Source organism: Streptomyces sp. NPDC088812, assembly GCF_044750285.1.
Classification (GTDB): Bacteria; Actinomycetota; Actinomycetes; order Streptomycetales; family Streptomycetaceae; genus Streptomyces.
The window spans coordinates 126,648-143,758 of the sequence record NZ_JBIVJP010000003.1 but is presented as its reverse complement, the minus strand read 5'-3'; the positions used below and the strand labels follow the sequence as shown (position 1 = coordinate 143,758).

The window sequence follows — 17,111 nt, the reverse complement described above, 5'->3', positions numbered from 1 at the left end:
TCTTCGACAGGGGGCGCAGAAGGCGTACGAGACGTACGGGAACGTACCGCGCGACACAGGAGTCCGAGCAACACATGAGCGACGAGCCGCAGCCGAAACAGCCGACCGAAGGCTGGGCGGCATCCACAGAGCCCGAGGGGGCCGAACCGGCGGCCGGCAAGAAGCCCAAGAAGCCCAAGCGCACCGGCTGGCGCCGCCTCCTGCCGACCTGGAAGATGGTGCTCGGCGCCTTCGTCCTCGCCGTCCTGGCCGTCGGCGGCCTGTTCTACTACGGCTACTCCACGGTCAAGATCCCGCCGGCCAACGCGCTCGCCACCAAGCAGAGCAACGTCTACCTCTACGCGGACGGCACCGAGATCGCCCGCGACGGCGAGGTCAACCGCGAGAACGTCGGCCTCTCCCAGATCTCCAAGGCCGCCCAGCACGCCGTCCTGGCCGCCGAGGACCGCGACTTCTACACCGAGTCCGCCATCGACCCCAAGGCGATGATCCGCGCCGGCTGGAACACCGCCCTGGGCAAGGGCAAGCAGTCCGGCTCCACCATCACCCAGCAGTACGTCAAGAACTACTACCTCGCGCAGGAACAGACCGTCACCCGCAAGGTGAAGGAGTTCTTCATCGCGATCAAACTGGACCGCACCCAGTCCAAGGACGACATCCTCGAGGGCTACCTCAACACCAGCTACTTCGGCCGCAACGCCTACGGCATGCAGGCCGCCGCCCAGGCCTACTACGGCATCGACGCCGCCGACCTCACCGCCGGCCAGGGCGCCTACCTCGCCGCCCTGCTCAACGCGCCCAGCGAGTACGACGTCATCGCCCACCCGGAGAACAAGAGCGCCGCCGAGGCCCGCTGGAACTACGTCCTCGACGGCATGGTCACCAAGGGCTGGCTGAGCGCCTCCGAGCGCACCGGGATGAAGTTCCCCACGCCCAAGGAGACCAGCGGCACCGACACCGGCATGTCCGGCCAGCGCGGCTACATCGTCCGCGCCATCAAGGACTACCTGATCCAGAACAAGGTCGTCGACGAGGACCAGCTCGACGCCGGCGGCTACCGCATCACCACCACCCTGGAGAAGAAGAAGCAGGACGCCCTCGTCGACGCCGTCGACGACCAGCTGATGTCCAAGCTCGACAAGGACCGCAAGGTCGACACCTACGTCCGCGCCGGCGGCGCCGCCGTCGACCCCAAGACCGGCAAGGTCCTCGCCATGTACGGCGGCATCGACTACGTCAAGCAGTACACCAACAACGCCACCCGCCAGGACTTCCAGGTCGGCTCCACCTTCAAGCCGTTCGTCTTCACCTCGGCCGTCGACAACGGCTCCGTCACCCAGGACGGCCGCACCATCACCCCCAACACCGCCTACGACGGCACCAACAAGCGCGCCGTCCAGGGCTGGAGCAGCAGCTACGACCCGGCCAACGAGGACGACGTCTCCTACGGCGACATCACCGTGCGCGAGGCCACCGACAAGTCCGTCAACTCCGTGTACGCGCAGATGGCCGTCGACGTCGGCCCCGACGAGGTCAAGCAGACCGCGATCGACCTCGGCCTGCCCACCGACACCCCCGAGCTCCAGCCGTACCCCTCCATCGCGCTCGGCGTCGCCACCGCGAGCGTCCTGGACATGGCCGAGGCGTACGCGACCCTCGCCAACCACGGCAAGCACGGCACCTACACCCTGATCGAGAAGGTCACCAAGGACGGCTCGGACGTCATCAAGCTGCCCGCGCGCAAGTCCACGCAGGCCGTCAGCCGCGAGGCCGCCGACACCACCACCTCGATCCTGCGCAGCGTCGTCCAGAACGGCACCGCGACCGCCGCCCAGGCCGCGGGCCGCCCGGCCGCCGGCAAGACCGGCACCGCCGAGGAGGACACCGCCGCCTGGTTCGCCGGCTACACCCCCGACCTGGCCACGGTCATCTCCGTCATGGGCCAGGACCCGGTCACCGCCGCCCACAAGTCGCTCTACGGCGCGATGGGCCTGGCCCGTATCAACGGCGGCGGCGCCCCCACGGAGATCTGGGCCCAGTTCACCAAGGAAGCCCTGAAGGGCACCCCGGCCACCGACTTCAACCTCCAGCTCCAGGAGGGCTCCGCCGAGACCGCCCTCCCGTCCTCCGCGACCCCGCAGGACGACTCCACCGACGGCCAGGACGAGAACCAGGCGACCACCGGCGGCCAGGACACCCAGACCCCCGGCCGGACGCAGGACCAGACCGACGGCTCCACCACGAGCGGCGGCACCACCGGCTCCACCAGCACCGGCGGCGGCACGACCACCGGCTCCTCCACCACCACCGGCGGCACCACCGGCTCCACCACCACCGGCTCGACCACGACCGGCTCCACCACGACCGGCTCCACCACGGGAGACACCACGGACGGCGGGACGACCAGCGACGGCTCCACCACCGACGGCAGCACCGGCGGAACCACCGACGGCGGCACCGGACCGCAGATCGCCACCCGCCGCCCGCTCGGTCAGTGACCGGAGGTCGCCTTCAGCCCCACGACGGCGACCAGCAGCAGACACACGAAGAAGACGCGGGCGGCGGTGACCGGCTCCCCCAGCACCACCATGCCGAGCACCGCCGCCCCGGCCGCACCGATCCCGACCCACACGCCGTAGGCGGTACCGATGGGCAGCGACCTGGCCGCGTACGACAGCAGCAGCATGCTGGCGACGATGCCGGCGCCGGTGAGCACACTGGGCACGAGCCGGGTGAAACCCTCGGAGTACTTCATGCCGACCGACCAGCCGACCTCGAGCAGACCGGCGAGAACGAGCAGGACCCAGGCCATGGGGACACCTCCGCGGACGAGCACTTCTTCACCGGGGTGCGTCGTCTTTGCATCCACCCCGGTACGGCGCGTCTCGTCGGGCTCCCGCCCAACCTAGCAAACAACAACGGGGAGGGGCTGGTGACCACAGTCACCAGCCCCTCCCCGTTCGCCGACCTTCGAACTACAGGTACAGACCCGTCGAGTCCTCGGCCCCCTCGAACCGGTCCGCGGCCACGGCGTGCAGATCGCGCTCGCGCATCAGCACGTACGCGACACCCCGCACCTCCACCTCCGCCCGGTCCTCCGGATCGAACAGGACCCGGTCACCCGTCTCCACCGTCCGCACGTTCTGCCCCACCGCGACGACCTCGGCCCACGCCAGCCGACGGCCGACGGCCGCCGTCGCGGGGATCAGGATCCCGCCACCGGAGCGCCGCTCGCCCTCGCCGGCGTCCTGCCGCACGAGGACACGGTCGTGGAGCATCCGGATGGGAAGCTTGTCGTGGTGACTGCTGTGCACGTCTCTGTTACCGCTCACGCCTTTGAACCTACCTGCCTCGGCCGCACCGGGACTCGCCCGGGTCAGCGCTTCCGACGCCGGGGGCCCAGCGCCAGCAGCCCCACGAGCCCGACCACCACGAGGGCGACCGGCACCACCCGCTCCAGCCGGGGCGCGCCCCCCTCGTCCACGAACTGCGCCTTCACCTCGCTCACCACCCGGTTGACCTGGACGTAGGCCCTCCCGAGCGTGTGGTCGACGTTGGCGACGACCTTGGCCTTGGCGTCCCCGACGATCGTCTTCGGATGCACCCGCACCCCGATCTCGTCGAGCGTCTCGGCCAGCACTTCACGGCGGCGCCTGATGTCCGCCTCGATCTGCGCCGGGGTTCTGGTGTCCGACGTGTCCGCCACGGTAAGGCCTCCGAAGTCAGCCGATGCCTGTTGCTGCTCTGGACAGTCTGTCAGCTCCACGTGCGCCCGCACCGCCAGGACCCCCGGTTACGCTGGTCCGATGAGCGAGCGACTCCAGCCCGGGGACGTGGCCCCCGCCTTCACCCTCCCCGACGCCGACGGCACCGAGGTGTCCCTGTCGGACCACAAGGGCCGCAAGGTCATCGTGTACTTCTACCCGGCGGCCCTGACCCCCGGCTGCACGAAGCAGGCCTGCGACTTCACCGACAACCTGGAGCTGCTGACCGGCGCCGGGTACGACGTCATCGGCATCTCCCCCGACAGCCCGGAAAAGCTGGGCAAGTTCCGCGAGCAGGAATCCCTGAAGGTCACCCTGCTGGCCGACCCCGACAAGAAGGTCCTCGACGCCTACGGCGCCTTCGGCGAGAAGAAAAACTACGGCAAGACGTACCTGGGCGTCATCCGCTCGACGATCGTCGTGGACGAGGAGGGCAAGGTCGAACACGCCCTGTACAACGTCCGCGCGACGGGCCACGTAGCCAAGATCATCAAGGACCTGGGGATCTGACCCCCCTCTTCCTCACCGAACGGCCCGCCTCGGAATGCTCCGGGGTGGGCCGCTTCCTGTTCCGGGCGTGACTGTCGGTCGAGCGGTTCGTTACTCCATGCGAGCCACGAACAGGTGGCCGGAAACGGAGGGGAACGATGGGGGCCAGCGCGTACACGAAGGAGCGGCTTGAGGAGGCGGCTCGGGGGGCTCGGACGTTGTCGGAGGCGTTGGAGAGGCTGGGGGTTGATCCGGGGAGTTCGACACGCCAGTACGTGTCCCAACGGATGAAGAGGCTCGGGGTGGACACGTCACACTTCGGCAGGGAGGGGGTGAAGTGGACAAGGGAGATCCTGGCGTCGGCGGTAGCGGCCTCCACGAACATGTGTGAGGTGCTGCGTCGGCTCGGGCTCGAGGTGGTCGGCGGGCACCACACGCACATCAGCCGAAGGATCAAGGCCTACGGCATCGACACATCGCACTTCCAGGCGCCGACCCGTCGTGGCAAGCCCTGGCGCGCCAGGACACCGGAAGGATTGCTGGTCGAGCAGCCCGCCCAGCACGCCCGACGCATCCCGAGCGACCGTCTGAAGTGGGCGATGGCATCCTCGGGAGTCCCGGAACAATGTGCACTCTGCGGGACGGAAGCGGTATGGCAGGGCTGTCCGCTCCCGCTGGAGGTCGACCACATCGACGGCAACTGGCGTGACAACCGCATCGGGAACCTCCGATTCCTGTGCCCCAACTGCCATTCCACAACGGACAGTTACCGCGGACGCGGCAAAGGGCGAAGGGGCGACGCGTGAAACCGGCCGCCGAGGAGTTGCGCCGCGCGGTCGAGACAGCGACGTCCATCGCCGACGCGCTCCGCGCCCTGGGGATGGAGCCCTACAACAGTCGGCTGCGCACCCTCTTGCGTCAGTGGGTGGCCGAGGACGGCCTCGACACCTCTCACTTTCTGGGACAGGGGCACCGGCGAGGCCGACCGGGCACCGTGCCGCTCAGGCGCGCCGAGGACATCCTGGTCCAGCACCACGGCGAGCGTCGGACCAGGACCCACCTGCTGCGCCGCGCACTCCTCGAGGTGGGCGTGGCCGAGGAGTGCGCACGCTGCGGAGTCGGTCCCCAGTGGCTCGGCAAGCCGATGACGCTGGAGGTCGATCACATCAACGGGGACTGGAGGGACGACCGGCAGGAAAACCTGCGGTTGCTCTGCCCCAACTGTCATGCGATCACGGGTACGTGGTGCCGAGGCGGACGTCGGCATTCCCCGCAAGCTGCCACCGCCTGACCGGTAACATGTCGGCGTATGCGGCCGTGGCGGAACTGGCCTACGCGCAGCACTTAGGATGCTGTGGGAGAAATCCCTTGAGGGTTCGAGTCCCTCCGGCCGCACGCCTTTGATTCGAAGGCCCGCCCATGACGGGCGGGCCTTCGCCGTCAGCCCAACAACTCCCGCACCACCGGCACCAGCTCCCGGAACGCCTTCCCCCGGTGGCTGATCGCGTTCTTCTCCGCGGGCGTCAGTTCCGCGCAGGTGCGGGTCTCGCCGTCCGGCTGGAGGATCGGGTCGTAGCCGAAGCCGTGGGTGCCGGCGGGGGTGTGGCGCAGGACGCCCCTCAGCTGTCCCTCGACCACCCGCTCCGTGCCGTCCGGCAGGGCGAGGGCCGCCGCGCAGGCGAAGTGGGCGCCGCGGTGTTCGTCGGCGATGTCGGAGAGCTGGGCGAGCAGGAGGTCGAGGTTGGCCTGGTCGTCGCCGTGGCGGCCTGCCCAGCGGGCGGAGAAGATGCCGGGGGCGCCGTTCAGGACGTCGACGCAGAGGCCGGAGTCGTCGGCGACGGCGGGCAGGCCGGTGGCCTGGGCGAGGGCGTGGGCCTTGAGGAGGGCGTTCTCGGCGAAGGTGACGCCGGTCTCCTTGACGTCGGGGACGTCGGGGTAGGCGTCCGCGCCGACGAGGTCGTGGGGCAGGCCTGCGTCGGCGAGGATCGACCTGAGTTCGGTGATCTTTCCGGCGTTGCGGGTGGCGAGGATCAGGCGGGTCATGCCGTTCAGTATCCAGCCCGGCGCCGGGAAGCCCGCGGTGCGGTCTGGACAGGGGCTACGAGGTGCAGACCTTGGTCAGTTCGCCGGCCGCGTCGGTGACGCCGCTGATGTCGGGCGTCTCGTCGCCGTTCTGGATGGCCGTGGTGACGTCGGTCAGGGCCCGCCGGAGGTCCTCGGTGGCCTGGTCGAGGTCGGCGTCGCCCGTTTCGCTGTCGATCTTGTCGAGGCTGTCGCCTATGGCGTCGATGGCTTCCTGGGTCTGGGTGGGGTCGTCGGCCGCGCTGTCCACGGCCTGCTGGAGGTCGGTGACGGCGTCGGCGACGGCGTCGGCGGTCTCGACGCAGTCGAGTGCCTTGTTGACGGCGTCGCAGCCGGTGACGGTGACGGCCGTCAGCGCGGCGGCCGCTAGGGCGGCGGCGACGGCGGTACGGCGACGGCGGCGTCGGCTCTCGGCCATGGTGGTGGTCCTCCCCTTGCTCAGCCCCAAGGGCCCCCGCGTGCTGGCCGGGCGTACGGCGGTGAGCCGTGTGCCCGTATCGGTAGGGACGCGAGGGCGGGCGGCCCGGTTGCTCGTCCCGGCCGCCCGTCTTGGTGTGTCCTTTACTTTTCGAGGACGGTATCAAGGGCGGTGCGCTGGAGGACAGTGAGTTCCGCGCAGCCGGAGACGGCGAGGTCGAGCAGGGAGTTGAGTTCGTCGCGGGCGAAGGGCTCGGCCTCGGCGGTGCCCTGGACCTCGACGAAGCGGCCGTCGCCGGTGCAGACGACGTTCATGTCGGTCTCGGCGCGGACGTCTTCCTCGTAGCGGAGGTCGAGGAGCGGGACGCCGTCGACGATGCCGACGGAGACGGCGGAGACGGTGCCGGTGAGGGGCCGGCGGCCGGTTTTGACGAGCTTCTTGCGCTGGGCCCAGGTGATGGCGTCGGCGAGTGCGACGTAGGCGCCGGTGATGGCGGCGGTGCGGGTGCCGCCGTCGGCCTGGAGGACGTCGCAGTCGAGGACGATGGTGTTCTCGCCGAGTGCCTTGTAGTCGACGACGGCGCGCAGGGAGCGGCCGATGAGGCGGGAGATCTCGTGGGTGCGGCCGCCGATCCTGCCCTTGACGGCTTCGCGGTCGCCGCGGGTGTTGGTGGAGCGGGGCAGCATGGAGTATTCGGCGGTGACCCAGCCTTCGCCGCTGCCCTTGCGCCAGCGGGGGACGCCTTCGGTGACGGAGGCGGTGCAGAAGACCTTGGTGTCACCGAAGGAGACGAGGACGGAGCCCTCGGCGTGCTTGCTCCAGCCGCGTTCGAGGGTGACGGGGCGGAGCTGTTCGGGGGTGCGGCCGTCGATGCGAGACATGCCGTCGAGCCTAGCCGTACCGGTGGTGGGGCCCTTGCCGTGGTGGGAGGGCCCTCTCGGCCGGGTGGGGGCGGTTCACATCATGTCTTCGATCTCCGCGGCGATGGGGTCGGCGTCGGTGCCGATGACGACCTGGATGGCGGTGCCCATCTTGACGACGCCGTGGGCGCCGGCGGCCTTCAGGGCGGTTTCGTCGACCAGGGAGGGGTCGGAGACCTCGGTGCGCAGGCGGGTGATGCAGCCTTCGATCTCCTCGATGTTGTCGATGCCGCCGAGTCCGGCGACGATCTTCTCGGCCTTGCCGGAGAGCTTGCTGGCCATGTTCGGTCTCCCTGAATTGCCTGGTGCGATCGGTTGTGTCGCAGTAACCCACAGTCGGCTCAGTTTCGCGAGCGATTGCGCTGTATGTCCCTGAGGATGACGGCACAGCAGCGAAATGGTCCAGAGCTGGTCTACACCACCTGACAGGCGGTCGCCAAACCATGAGTGCCGAGAGCGCCGACGCCGGGGTCCGTCCCGCGCGTGCCCGTTGGAACGCCTTGTTCCAGGGGTTGCAGAAGATGGGGCGGAGTCTTCAGTTGCCGATCGCGGTGCTGCCGGCCGCCGGGATTCTCAACCGGCTGGGGCAGCCGGACGTGTTCGGTGACGAGGGGCTGGGGTGGACGGACGTGTCGAGGGTGATGGCGGGGGCGGGTGGTGCGCTGCTCGACGGCCAGCTCGGGCTGCCCCTGCTGTTCTGTGTGGGGGTGGCCATCGGTATGGCGAAGAAGTCCGACGGCTCGACCGCGCTCGCGGCGGTGGCGGGCTTCCTCGTCTACTACAACGTGCTGCGCCAGTTCCCGGAGGAGTGTCCGGGCGGGGCGAGGGCCGTGCCGGGCATCGGCTGCCAGGAGGCGGTCGAGGGGACGGTGTCGGCGTTCACGTATCAGAATCCGGGGGTCTTCGGCGGCATCGTGATGGGTCTGGCGGCGGCCTGGTTCTGGCAGCGTTTCCACCGGACGCGGTTGGTGGACTGGCTAGGCTTCTTCAACGGGCGGCGGCTGGTGCCGATCGTGATGGCGTTCGTGGGCATCGTGTTCGCGGCGTTGTGCCTGTGGGTCTGGCCGCCGATCGGTGCGGGGCTGGAGAGTTTCAGCGACTGGCTGAGCGACGCGGGCTCCTGGGGTGCGGGTGTCTTCGGTCTGGCGAACCGTGCGCTGCTGGTGGTGGGGCTGCATCAGTTCCTGAACGTGCCCATCTGGTTTCAGTTCGGGAGTTACACCAAGCCGGACGGGACGGTGGTGCACGGTGACATCAACATGTTCCTGGCGGGTGACCCGGACGCGGGGCAGTTCACCTCGGGCTTCTTCCCGATCATGATGTTCGCGTTGCCGGCGGCGGCTCTGGCCATGACTCATTGCGCCCGTCCCGAGCGCCGCAAGGAGGTGGGCGGTCTGATGCTGTCGGTGGCGCTGACGTCGTTCGTCACGGGCATCACCGAGCCGCTGGAGTACTCGTTCCTGTTCGTGGCGCCGGCGCTGTATGTGGTCCACGCGGTGTTGACGGGTGTGTCGATGGCGGTGACCTGGGCGCTGGGGGTGCACGACGGGTTCAGTTTCTCCGCGGGGCTCATCGACTACGTCATCAACTGGAACCTGGCGACCAGGCCGTGGGCGATCGTTCCGATCGGTCTGTGCTTCGCGCTCCTCTATTACGTGATCTTCCGTTCCGCGATCACGAGGTTCGATCTGAGGACGCCGGGGCGTGAGCCGGAGGAGGAGCACGAGGACGTCACCAAGGCGTGAGAGGGGGTGCTGAGAGGGGTCTGTCAGGGCGCTGAGGGCGGCGTTTCGCTTGCGCTTCCGGCGGGTTCCTCATCTTGCCTTCATCGTGCTACAACATGGTCTACACCACTGGGTGGTGTAGACCATGTTCCGATGGAGGAAGTCTATGAGCACCGCCACCGCGCCCACGGCGGCCCCCACGAAGAAGTGGGGATCCGGCCTGTTCCAGGGCCTGCAGAAGGTCGGCCGCAGCCTGCAGCTGCCGATCGCCGTCCTGCCGGCGGCGGGCCTGATGGTCCGGCTCGGCCAGGACGACGTGTTCGGCAAGGACGGTCTCGGCTGGGACAAGGTCGCCTCGGTGTTCGCCAACGCGGGCGGCGCCATCACCGGCAGCCTCCCGATGCTCTTCTGCATCGGCGTCGCCATCGGCTTCGCGAAGAAGGCGGACGGCTCCACCGCGCTCGCCGCGCTCGTGGGCTTCCTCGTCTACAGCAAGGTCCTCGAGTCGTTCCCGGTCACCGAGGCGAAGATCCAGGACGGCGCGGACATAGCCGCGACCTACAACAACCCCGGTGTCCTCGGCGGCATCGTCATGGGTCTGCTCTCGGCGGTTCTGTGGCAGCGGTACCACCGCAAGAGGCTGGTGGACTGGCTCGGCTTCTTCAACGGCCGGCGTCTCGTCCCGATCATCATGGCCTTCGTCGGTGTGGCGGTCGGTGTCTTCTTCGGGCTGGTCTGGGAACCGATCGGTGAGGCCATCGGCGACTTCGGCGAGTGGATGACCGGCCTTGGTTCGGCCGGTGCCGCTCTCTTCGGCGCGATCAACCGTGCGCTCATCCCGATCGGCATGCACCAGTTCGTGAACACGGTGGCGTGGTTCCAGCTCGGTGATTTCACGGACGCCGCCGGCGAGGTCGTCCACGGTGACTACAGCCGCTTCCTGGCCGGCGACCCGACCGCCGGAATGTTCATGTCCGGCTTCTTCCCGATCATGATGTTCGGACTGCCCGCCGCCGCCCTGGCCATCGCGCACACCGCTCGCCCGGAGCGCCGCAAGGCCGTCACGGGCATGATGGTCTCGCTCGCGCTGACGTCGTTCGTGACGGGCGTGACCGAGCCGATCGAGTTCTCCTTCATGTTCATCGCCCCGCTCCTCTACGTGATCCACGCCGTGCTGACGGCCGTGTCCATGGCCGTCACCTGGGCTCTGGGCGTCCACGCGGGCTTCAACTTCTCCGCCGGCTTCATCGACTACGCCCTGAACTGGAACCTCGCCACCAAGCCCTGGCTGATCATCCCCGTCGGCCTGGTCTTCGCGGTGATCTACTACGTGGTGTTCCGCTTCGCGATCGTCCGGTTCGACCTCACCACCCCGGGCCGGGAGCCCGAGGAGGAGGTCGAGGACCTCACGAAGGCGTGAGCGTGTCCTGACGCGCGCGAAGGCCCCCGGAGCCCAAGCCTGAACGGCGCCGGGGGCCTTCGTCGTGTTCCGGGGGCCGTCCGGACAGTCGTCCCGGGGGGCGTCCCGGAGTCGTCCGGGGGTCGTCCCGGGGGTCGTCCCGGGGGTCAGACCTGGTACGACATCCGGGGAACGGCCAGTTCCGCCGGTCCGTCGAACACCGCCCGCGCGTCCGCGAGGTTGATCTGCGGGTCGGTCCACGGCGGGATGTGGGTGAGGACCAGGCGGCGGGCACCCGCGCGGGCCGCCGACTCGCCGGCCTCACGGCCGTTGAGGTGCAGGTCGGGGATGTTCTCCTTGCCGTGCGTGAAGGCGGCCTCGCACAGGAACAGGTCACTGTCGCGGGCGAGTTCGTCGAGGGCCGCGCTGACGCCGGTGTCACCGGAGTAGGTCAGGGTCCTGCCACCGTGCTCGAGGCGGATGCCGTACGCCTCCACGGGGTGGGCCACGCGTTCGGTGTGGACCGTGAAGGGGCCGATGTCGAACGTGGAGGGCTTGACGGTGTGGAAGTCGAAGACCTCGCTCATGGAGGAGGCCGAGGGGGTGTCGGCGTAGGCCGTGGTGAGGCGGTGCTCGGTGCCCTCGGGTCCGTAGACGGGGAGGGGGTCGCAGCGTCCGCCGTCGTGGCGGTAGTAGCGCGCCACGAAGTACGCGCACATGTCGATGCAGTGGTCGGCGTGCAGATGACTCAGGAAGATCGCGTCGAGGTCGTAGAGACCGCAGTGGCGCTGCAGCTCGCCCAGGGCGCCGTTGCCCATGTCGAGAAGCAGCCTGAAGCCGTCGGCCTCGACGAGGTAGCTCGAGCAGGCCGATTCCACGGACGGAAACGACCCCGAGCAGCCGACGACGGTGAGCTTCATAGAGCAGAAACCTCCGCTGGCGGGAACCGAAGAAGACGGAACACCGGGAAAGATCGTGGAACGAACGGTCGGGGCAGGGGCGACGGGGGTCGTGCGGTCCGTCGAGCGTAAGGCGCAAGACGTCCGGTCGCTCCTCCGCCAGGGGCCGTTGTGGGCGAACTCACCTGTGGTGTCACCGGTTCGGCTGGACGCGGGGCGTATGGGGCGCACGAGAGGGCGCGCACGGTCGCACATACGCCGGTACCGTCGGGTTCATGGACACGTCCTGGTGGCTGGCGCTCGCGGCGGTGGTACTGCTGGCGCTGGTCGCCACGCTCGTCGACGGCTGGGGGCAGGGCCGGCGGCCGGCGGGGCGGAGGCTCCGGCCCCCGGGGCGGCCGGCGCGGGGCCGCGGTCCGGCGGGGCGCGGCCGGGGGGCGGCGGGGCGGCCTCGGCCGGCGGAGATCTGGTGGGCGAACGTGCCCTACGAGGACGGCGCGGGCGCGAAGGACCGGCCCTGTCTGGTGCTGGTGGTGCGGGGCGACCGGGTGACGGTCGCGAAGATCACCAGCCGGTACCGTGACGAGCGGGCGGGGGTGATCCCGCTGCCGCCGGGTGCCGTCGGGGACGCGCGGGGGCGTCCGAGCTTCCTGGAGACGGACGAGCTGCGCCAGGTCCGGGTGCGGGACTTCCGCCGCCGGGTGGGTGTGGTGGACCCGGTCCTGTGGGACCAGGTCCGTCACCTGACGACGTGAGGCCCGGGGCGGTTCAGGCCCAGAGCTGGCCCTGGAGCGTCTCGATGGCCTCTTCGGTGGTGGCCGCCGTGTAGACGCCGGTGGAGAGGTACTTCCAGCCGCCGTCGGCCACGACGAACACGATGTCGGCGCTCTCGCCGGCCTGCACGGCCTTCCGGCCGACGCCGATCGCGGCGTGCAGCGCGGCACCGGTGGAGACGCCCGCGAAGATGCCCTCCTGCTGGAGCAGCTCGCGGGTGCGGGTGACCGCGTCCGCCGAGCCGACCGAGAAGCGGGTGGTGAGGACGGAGGCGTCGTACAGCTCGGGGACGAAGCCCTCGTCGAGGTTGCGCAGGCCGTAGACCAGGTCGTCGTAGCGCGGCTCGGCGGCCACGATCCTGATGTCCGGCTTGTGCTCGCGCAGGTAGCGGCCGACGCCCATGAGGGTGCCGGTGGTGCCGAGACCGGCCACGAAGTGCGTGACGGAGGGGAGGTCGGCGAGGATCTCCGGGCCCGTCGTCGCGTAGTGGGCGCCCGCGTTGTCGGGGTTGCCGTACTGGTAGAGCATCACCCAGTCGGGGTGCTCGGCGGACAGTTCCTTGGCGACCCGCACGGCGGTGTTGGAGCCGCCGGCGGCCGGGGAGGAGATGATCTCGGCGCCCCACATGCCGAGCAGGTCGCGGCGTTCCTGCGAGGTGTTCTCGGGCATCACGCAGACCATGCGGTAGCCCTTGAGCTTGGCCGCCATGGCGAGGGAGATGCCGGTGTTGCCGCTGGTCGGTTCGAGGATGGTGCAGCCGGGTGTGAGGCGGCCGTCCTTCTCCGCCTGCTCGATCATGTGCAGGGCGGGACGGTCCTTGACCGAGCCGGTGGGATTGCGGTCCTCCAGCTTGGCCCAGATGCTGACGTCGGCGGACGGCGACAGCCGCGGCAGGCGCACCAGAGGGGTGTTGCCCACCGCGGCCAACGGGGAGTCGTAACGCATGAGTGGTCAGCGGCCTGTCAGGCCATGCCGCCGGCCACGGCCGGCAGGATGGTCACGGTGTCGCCGTCGGTCAGCTTGGTGTTGATGCCGTCGACGAAACGGACGTCCTCGTCGTTCAGGTAGACGTTGACGAAGCGGCGCAGCTGGCCGTCGTCCACGATGCGGGCCTGGATGCCCGCGTGCCGGGTCTCGAGGTCGGTGAACAGGTCGGCGAGGGTGTCACCGCTGCCCTCCACCGCCTTCTGACCGTCGGTGTACTGGCGGAGGATGGTCGGGATGCGGACCTCGATGGCCATGGCTCAGGGCTCCTGTCGGGAGTGGTCAGGTCGGTAGGCGCGCGGCTGCGCAGTACGGAGTGGTCGTGCGTCGCGCCGCGGCTTGCGAGCCGTGCGGCGGCAGGGGAAAGCGTCAACAGATGGCGCTGGCGAGCCTGCACAGGTCGACGTGCAGCCGCGCCACGAGCAGCGTGCCCGGCGTCCTGTTGCTCACGTCGTGGGAAACCATGGGCTCATCGTATCGATTCCCCCTCGGGCTTCCCGAGGGTGATTCCACATGGTGGACGGAATCTGGCCGGAAAGTGAGACCGCCCTGCTGGGACGGGTTTGGCGCGCACCGCGCGGACCCGCGTCGGTGCGCGCCCCGCCGTGCGCGTGGTGTCCGCGCGACGGGCGTCAGTACGCCTCGACGACGCAGACCTCCTCCTCGGTGACCTCGCCCTCGACGATACGGAAGGAGCGGAACTGGAACTCGCCGGCGCCGTCGGTGTCGGCGGTGGAGACGAGGACGTAGTGGGCGCCGGGCTCGTTGGCGTAGGAGATGTCGGTGCGGGAGGGGTAGGCCTCGGTCGCGGTGTGGGAGTGGTAGACGACCACCGGTTCCTCGTCGCGGTCGTCCATCTCGCGGTAGAGCTTCAGCAGGTCACCGGAGTCGAACTCGTAGAACGTGGGCGACATGGCCGCGTTGAGCATCGGGATGAAGCGCTCGGGGCGGTCCGAGCCCGCCGGGCCGGCGACGACGCCGCACGCCTCGTCGGGGTGGTCCTTGCGCGCGTGCGCGACGATCCGGTCGACGAGGTCCTGGGTGATGGTCAGCATGGTCGTCAGGATAAGCAGACGAAAAGGGGGCCGCGCACAGCGCGTCAGGCAGGGTGGCGGTGGGCGACGGGCGGGCCTCCGCGTACCGAGGGGCGGTACGGGGAGGCCCACATGGCGGACGTGCTGGGCGGCGGGCGGAGGGGCACCGCGCGGGTCGGCGTGGGTCCCCTCCGGCCGGACGTCCCGTGGTGGCGGTCAGCCCACCTTCTCCGGGGCCGCCTCGCGGCGCCCGGTGACCTCGGGGTTGCGGGACTTCAGCACGGCCCAGCCGGCCCCGAGGGCGGCGGCCCAGCCGGCCATCACGTAGAGGCAGACGCGGGAGTCGGCGTCGTAGGCGATCAGGCCGGTGACGAAGAGCAGGAACGCGATGGCGATGTAGGAGCACACCGCGCCGCCCGGCGCCGGGAAGGAGGAGGCGGGCAGCCGGCCCGCGTCGACCGCGCGGCGGTAGAGGACGTGGCTGATCAGGATCATCAGCCAGGTCCAGATGCCGGCCGCGGTGGCGACGGAGGTGACGTAGCCGAACGCCTTCTCCGGGACGACGTAGTTGAGGACGACGCCGATGCCCATGAAGAGGACCGAGACCGTGATGCCGAAGGCCGGGGTCCTGGAGGCGGACAGCCGCTGGAACGCCGCCGGGGCCTCGCCGCTGTCGGCCAGGTTCCGCAGCATGCGGCCGGTGGAGTACATGCCGGAGTTGCAGGAGGAGAGGGCCGCGGTCAGCACGACGAAGTTGACGATGCCGGCGCCGGCCGGGATGCCGATCTTGGCGAAGGCGGCGACGAAGGGGCTGACGCCCGGCGCGAACTCGGTCCACTTGACCACGCACAGGATGACGGTGAGGGCGCCGACGTAGAAGAGGGCGATGCGCCACGGGAGCGTGTTGATCGCCTTGGGGAGGGTCTTCTCCGGGTTCTCGGACTCGCCGGCCGTGACACCGACGAGTTCGACGGCGAGGTAGGCGAACATGACGCCCTGGAGGGTCATCAGGGAGGAGCCGATGCCCTTGGGGAAGAAGCCGTCGAAGGCCCACAGGTTGGAGACGGCGGCGGTGTCACCGGCGGCGCTGAAGCCGAAGGTGAGGACACCGAGGCCGATGACGATCATGCCGATGAGGGCGGTGACCTTGACCATCGAGAACCAGAACTCCAGCTCGCCGAAGAGCTTCACGGAGATCAGGTTGACCCCGAAGAGGATCACCAGGAAGACCAGGGCCGTCACCCACTGGGGGATGGCCGGGAACCAGTAGTTGACGTAGATCGCGGCGGCCGTCAGCTCGGCCATGCCGGTGACGACCCACATCAGCCAGTACGTCCAGCCGGTGAAGTAGCCGAAGAACGGGCCGAGGAACTCGCGGGAGTACTCCGCGAACGAACCCGAGACCGGGCGGTAGAGCAGCAGCTCGCCGAGCGCCCGCATGATGAAGAAGATGATCACGCCGGCGAGGGCGTACATGACGATCAGGCTGGGGCCCGCCTTGGCGATGTTCGCCCCGGCCCCCAGGAACAGGCCGACGCCGATGGCGCCGCCGATGGCGATCATCTGGACCTGGCGGCTGCCGAGGCCGCGCTCGTACCCCTCGTCCGACTCTTTCGGGGCGTTTTCCGTGTCGACCTGAGCGGAGGTCATGTGGTGGTGCGCCTTTCTCCATGCCGATCCGGGCCTTCGTCGGCCTCGGATCGGGTCTCGATCCCCCCGGAATTCTGGAGCTGAGCGGGCCTCGCGGGCCCGCTCGTGCCTGGCCGGCGATCCGCCGGCTCGGTGGCGCACCCGGCCGAACATTCGGGTGGTGTTCGCCGGGCGGTCGTGAAGATTTATCACGGCCGCAACAGTGATCACCCGTACGAAATATGGCGCATGACACAGGAAGAAGCGGACAAACGACACCCGAAAGGGGCAAAGCACATCACCGCGGTGACGCGATCGTTATCCGGATTTGAGCGTCCGCTGAGCGAACACACGATCGTCACACGTCAGGACGAAACCCTCACGATCACGGCAGGAGTGTGGTCACGAGCGTCTCCTGGAGCCCGCCCAGCCACAGGTACGCCATGACCATCGGCTTGCGCGCGTCGTCGTCCGGCAGCCGGTAGAGGAGGTCGGTGTCCTCGTCGTCGGTGATCTCCAGCCGGGACCCGATCGCCAGGCGCAGGTCGTTGAGGGCGCCGAGCCACTGCCGGGACTCGCCGGGCGACAGCTTCAGCACCGCCGCGCCCTCCGCCTCGGCCGACAGCGCGTCCAGGGAGCGCACCACGGCCAGGGCGTTCTCGCGCTTGCCGGCCCGCAGGTCGTTCTCGGTGTACCGGCGGAACTCGGCGGAACGCGACCGCCGTTCCTCCGCCTCCCGGGGGCCCGGGGCCGCCTCGGGGTCGGTGTAGGCGTCGGGGAAGAGCCGCCTGAGAACCGGGTCGGCGGGCGGTTCGCTCGGGCCCTCGGCGAAGAGTTCGGCGAGCGGGTCGCCGGACGCGTCCTCGGCGGGGCCGGGGCCGATCAGCTCCAGGAGCTGCACGGCCAGCGACCGGATGATGGAGATCTCGACGTCGTCGAGCGCGACGGCCGCGCCGCCGCCGGAGAGCGGTTCGAAGTGTCCTGGCATCAGTGGG

Annotated in this window: 21 protein-coding genes, 1 tRNA gene and 1 riboswitch; of the genes, 8 read left to right on the top strand and 14 right to left on the bottom strand. The window is 69.5% G+C overall.

What is annotated here, in order from left to right:
- Positions 1-74: 74 nt before the first annotated feature.
- Positions 75-2,498 carry a transglycosylase domain-containing protein gene (locus tag ACIP67_RS06795; RefSeq protein WP_401688429.1) on the top strand — a complete coding sequence of 808 codons (2,424 nt, stop codon included), beginning with the start codon at positions 75-77 and terminating at the stop codon, positions 2,496-2,498.
- Here ACIP67_RS06795 and ACIP67_RS06790 read toward each other — a convergent pair.
- From ACIP67_RS06790 to ACIP67_RS06780, 3 genes are all read right to left on the bottom strand, one after another.
- Positions 2,492-2,812, bottom strand: a complete 321-nt coding sequence (locus ACIP67_RS06790) for a DMT family transporter (protein ID WP_401688426.1) — start codon at positions 2,810-2,812, stop codon at positions 2,492-2,494. The genes ACIP67_RS06795 and ACIP67_RS06790 overlap by 7 nt on opposite strands.
- Positions 2,813-2,847: 35 nt before the next feature.
- Positions 2,848-2,917, bottom strand: a riboswitch (guanidine-III (ykkC-III) riboswitch).
- Positions 2,918-2,975: 58 nt separating this feature from the next.
- Entirely contained in the window at positions 2,976-3,278 is a 303-nt protein-coding gene (locus ACIP67_RS06785) for a GroES family chaperonin (RefSeq protein ID WP_385062591.1), read from the bottom strand.
- Positions 3,279-3,376: 98 nt separating this feature from the next.
- Positions 3,377-3,706: a DUF3618 domain-containing protein gene (locus ACIP67_RS06780; RefSeq protein WP_401688423.1), complete on the bottom strand. Its 330-nt coding sequence runs from the start codon at positions 3,704-3,706 to the stop codon at positions 3,377-3,379.
- Positions 3,707-3,806: 100 nt separating this feature from the next.
- Between ACIP67_RS06780 and bcp the strand changes: the two genes are divergently transcribed.
- The 4 genes from bcp to ACIP67_RS06760 all read left to right on the top strand — a co-directional run bounded on the left by bcp (position 3,807) and on the right by ACIP67_RS06760 (position 5,648).
- Positions 3,807-4,274: a thioredoxin-dependent thiol peroxidase gene (gene bcp, locus ACIP67_RS06775; RefSeq protein ID WP_401688421.1), complete on the top strand. Its 468-nt coding sequence runs from the start codon at positions 3,807-3,809 to the stop codon at positions 4,272-4,274.
- Positions 4,275-4,411: 137 nt separating this feature from the next.
- Positions 4,412-5,059 carry an HNH endonuclease signature motif containing protein gene (locus ACIP67_RS06770; RefSeq protein ID WP_401688418.1) on the top strand — a complete coding sequence of 216 codons (648 nt, stop codon included), beginning with the start codon at positions 4,412-4,414 and terminating at the stop codon, positions 5,057-5,059.
- The gene (locus ACIP67_RS06765) at positions 4,999-5,544 is read left to right on the top strand and encodes an HNH endonuclease (RefSeq protein ID WP_401689252.1); all 546 of its coding nucleotides are present in this window, start codon (positions 4,999-5,001) and stop codon (positions 5,542-5,544) included. The genes ACIP67_RS06770 and ACIP67_RS06765 overlap by 61 nt, the downstream gene beginning before the upstream one ends.
- A gap of 20 nt (positions 5,545-5,564) precedes the next feature.
- Positions 5,565-5,648: transfer RNA gene (locus tag ACIP67_RS06760), tRNA-Leu, on the top strand.
- A 45-nt stretch (positions 5,649-5,693) separates the two neighbouring features.
- Here the strand turns inward: ACIP67_RS06760 and rdgB are convergent.
- From rdgB to ACIP67_RS06740, 4 genes are all read right to left on the bottom strand, one after another.
- Positions 5,694-6,296 (bottom strand): RdgB/HAM1 family non-canonical purine NTP pyrophosphatase, encoded by a 603-nt coding sequence (rdgB, locus tag ACIP67_RS06755; RefSeq protein ID WP_401688415.1) that lies wholly within the window; start codon positions 6,294-6,296, stop codon positions 5,694-5,696.
- A gap of 55 nt (positions 6,297-6,351) precedes the next feature.
- Positions 6,352-6,753, bottom strand: coding sequence for a hypothetical protein (locus ACIP67_RS06750; RefSeq protein WP_401688412.1), 402 nt, complete (start codon positions 6,751-6,753; stop codon positions 6,352-6,354).
- Positions 6,754-6,896: 143 nt separating this feature from the next.
- Positions 6,897-7,634: a ribonuclease PH gene (gene rph, locus ACIP67_RS06745; protein ID WP_401688409.1), complete on the bottom strand. Its 738-nt coding sequence runs from the start codon at positions 7,632-7,634 to the stop codon at positions 6,897-6,899.
- 75 nt (positions 7,635-7,709) lie between these two features.
- Positions 7,710-7,955 (bottom strand): glucose PTS transporter subunit EIIB, encoded by a 246-nt coding sequence (locus tag ACIP67_RS06740; protein ID WP_401688406.1) that lies wholly within the window; start codon positions 7,953-7,955, stop codon positions 7,710-7,712.
- Between the two features lie 161 nt (positions 7,956-8,116).
- Between ACIP67_RS06740 and ACIP67_RS06735 the strand changes: the two genes are divergently transcribed.
- Together ACIP67_RS06735 and ACIP67_RS06730 are read left to right on the top strand one after the other, a co-directional pair.
- Positions 8,117-9,418 carry a PTS transporter subunit EIIC gene (locus ACIP67_RS06735; protein ID WP_401688403.1) on the top strand — a complete coding sequence of 434 codons (1,302 nt, stop codon included), beginning with the start codon at positions 8,117-8,119 and terminating at the stop codon, positions 9,416-9,418.
- Positions 9,419-9,563: 145 nt separating this feature from the next.
- On the top strand, positions 9,564-10,817 hold the full coding sequence (locus ACIP67_RS06730; RefSeq protein ID WP_401688400.1) for a PTS transporter subunit EIIC: 1,254 nt from the start codon (positions 9,564-9,566) through the stop codon (positions 10,815-10,817).
- 146 nt (positions 10,818-10,963) lie between these two features.
- Here the strand turns inward: ACIP67_RS06730 and ACIP67_RS06725 are convergent, their stop codons facing one another.
- The gene (locus tag ACIP67_RS06725) at positions 10,964-11,716 is read right to left on the bottom strand and encodes an MBL fold metallo-hydrolase (protein ID WP_401688397.1); all 753 of its coding nucleotides are present in this window, start codon (positions 11,714-11,716) and stop codon (positions 10,964-10,966) included.
- 254 nt (positions 11,717-11,970) lie between these two features.
- Here ACIP67_RS06725 and ACIP67_RS06720 point away from each other — a divergent pair, with 254 nt between their 5' ends.
- Entirely contained in the window at positions 11,971-12,450 is a 480-nt protein-coding gene (locus ACIP67_RS06720; protein ID WP_401688394.1) for a type II toxin-antitoxin system PemK/MazF family toxin, read from the top strand.
- Between the two features lie 13 nt (positions 12,451-12,463).
- On the opposite strand, the gene ACIP67_RS06715 is transcribed toward ACIP67_RS06720, so the two are convergent.
- From ACIP67_RS06715 to ACIP67_RS06690, 6 genes are all read right to left on the bottom strand, one after another.
- Complete coding sequence (locus ACIP67_RS06715) at positions 12,464-13,414, bottom strand: PLP-dependent cysteine synthase family protein (RefSeq protein ID WP_401688391.1); 951 nt, start codon at positions 13,412-13,414, stop codon at positions 12,464-12,466.
- A 17-nt stretch (positions 13,415-13,431) separates the two neighbouring features.
- The gene (locus tag ACIP67_RS06710; RefSeq protein WP_389523980.1) at positions 13,432-13,710 is read right to left on the bottom strand and encodes a MoaD/ThiS family protein; all 279 of its coding nucleotides are present in this window, start codon (positions 13,708-13,710) and stop codon (positions 13,432-13,434) included.
- A 112-nt stretch (positions 13,711-13,822) separates the two neighbouring features.
- Complete coding sequence (locus tag ACIP67_RS06705) at positions 13,823-13,918, bottom strand: putative leader peptide (RefSeq protein WP_389523977.1); 96 nt, start codon at positions 13,916-13,918, stop codon at positions 13,823-13,825.
- Positions 13,919-14,085: 167 nt separating this feature from the next.
- Complete coding sequence (locus tag ACIP67_RS06700; protein ID WP_401688386.1) at positions 14,086-14,508, bottom strand: Mov34/MPN/PAD-1 family protein; 423 nt, start codon at positions 14,506-14,508, stop codon at positions 14,086-14,088.
- Between the two features lie 195 nt (positions 14,509-14,703).
- Positions 14,704-16,137 (bottom strand): amino acid permease, encoded by a 1,434-nt coding sequence (locus ACIP67_RS06695; RefSeq protein WP_401688383.1) that lies wholly within the window; start codon positions 16,135-16,137, stop codon positions 14,704-14,706.
- A gap of 364 nt (positions 16,138-16,501) precedes the next feature.
- Positions 16,502-17,104: a DUF2017 domain-containing protein gene (locus ACIP67_RS06690; RefSeq protein WP_401688380.1), complete on the bottom strand. Its 603-nt coding sequence runs from the start codon at positions 17,102-17,104 to the stop codon at positions 16,502-16,504.
- Between the last annotated feature and the right edge of the window lie 7 nt (positions 17,105-17,111).

Bases quoted from the DNA above. Each gene is read 5' to 3' on its own strand.
- ACIP67_RS06795 (WP_401688429.1), top strand. From the start codon at position 75: ATGAGCGACGAGCCGCAGCCGAAACAGCCGACCGAAGGCTGGGCGGCA.
- ACIP67_RS06790 (WP_401688426.1), bottom strand. From the start codon at position 2,812: ATGGCCTGGGTCCTGCTCGTTCTCGCCGGTCTGCTCGAGGTCGGCTGG.
- ACIP67_RS06785 (WP_385062591.1), bottom strand. From the start codon at position 3,278: ATGCTCCACGACCGTGTCCTCGTGCGGCAGGACGCCGGCGAGGGCGAG.
- bcp (WP_401688421.1), top strand. From the start codon at position 3,807: ATGAGCGAGCGACTCCAGCCCGGGGACGTGGCCCCCGCCTTCACCCTC.
- ACIP67_RS06770 (WP_401688418.1), top strand. From the start codon at position 4,412: ATGGGGGCCAGCGCGTACACGAAGGAGCGGCTTGAGGAGGCGGCTCGG.
- rdgB (WP_401688415.1), bottom strand. From the start codon at position 6,296: ATGACCCGCCTGATCCTCGCCACCCGCAACGCCGGAAAGATCACCGAA.
- ACIP67_RS06750 (WP_401688412.1), bottom strand. From the start codon at position 6,753: ATGGCCGAGAGCCGACGCCGCCGTCGCCGTACCGCCGTCGCCGCCGCC.
- rph (WP_401688409.1), bottom strand. From the start codon at position 7,634: ATGTCTCGCATCGACGGCCGCACCCCCGAACAGCTCCGCCCCGTCACC.
- ACIP67_RS06740 (WP_401688406.1), bottom strand. From the start codon at position 7,955: ATGGCCAGCAAGCTCTCCGGCAAGGCCGAGAAGATCGTCGCCGGACTC.
- ACIP67_RS06735 (WP_401688403.1), top strand. From the start codon at position 8,117: ATGAGTGCCGAGAGCGCCGACGCCGGGGTCCGTCCCGCGCGTGCCCGT.
- ACIP67_RS06730 (WP_401688400.1), top strand. From the start codon at position 9,564: ATGAGCACCGCCACCGCGCCCACGGCGGCCCCCACGAAGAAGTGGGGA.
- ACIP67_RS06725 (WP_401688397.1), bottom strand. From the start codon at position 11,716: ATGAAGCTCACCGTCGTCGGCTGCTCGGGGTCGTTTCCGTCCGTGGAA.
- ACIP67_RS06720 (WP_401688394.1), top strand. From the start codon at position 11,971: ATGGACACGTCCTGGTGGCTGGCGCTCGCGGCGGTGGTACTGCTGGCG.
- ACIP67_RS06715 (WP_401688391.1), bottom strand. From the start codon at position 13,414: ATGCGTTACGACTCCCCGTTGGCCGCGGTGGGCAACACCCCTCTGGTG.
- ACIP67_RS06710 (WP_389523980.1), bottom strand. From the start codon at position 13,710: ATGGCCATCGAGGTCCGCATCCCGACCATCCTCCGCCAGTACACCGAC.
- ACIP67_RS06705 (WP_389523977.1), bottom strand. From the start codon at position 13,918: ATGGTTTCCCACGACGTGAGCAACAGGACGCCGGGCACGCTGCTCGTG.
- ACIP67_RS06700 (WP_401688386.1), bottom strand. From the start codon at position 14,508: ATGCTGACCATCACCCAGGACCTCGTCGACCGGATCGTCGCGCACGCG.
- ACIP67_RS06695 (WP_401688383.1), bottom strand. From the start codon at position 16,137: ATGACCTCCGCTCAGGTCGACACGGAAAACGCCCCGAAAGAGTCGGAC.
- ACIP67_RS06690 (WP_401688380.1), bottom strand. From the start codon at position 17,104: ATGCCAGGACACTTCGAACCGCTCTCCGGCGGCGGCGCGGCCGTCGCG.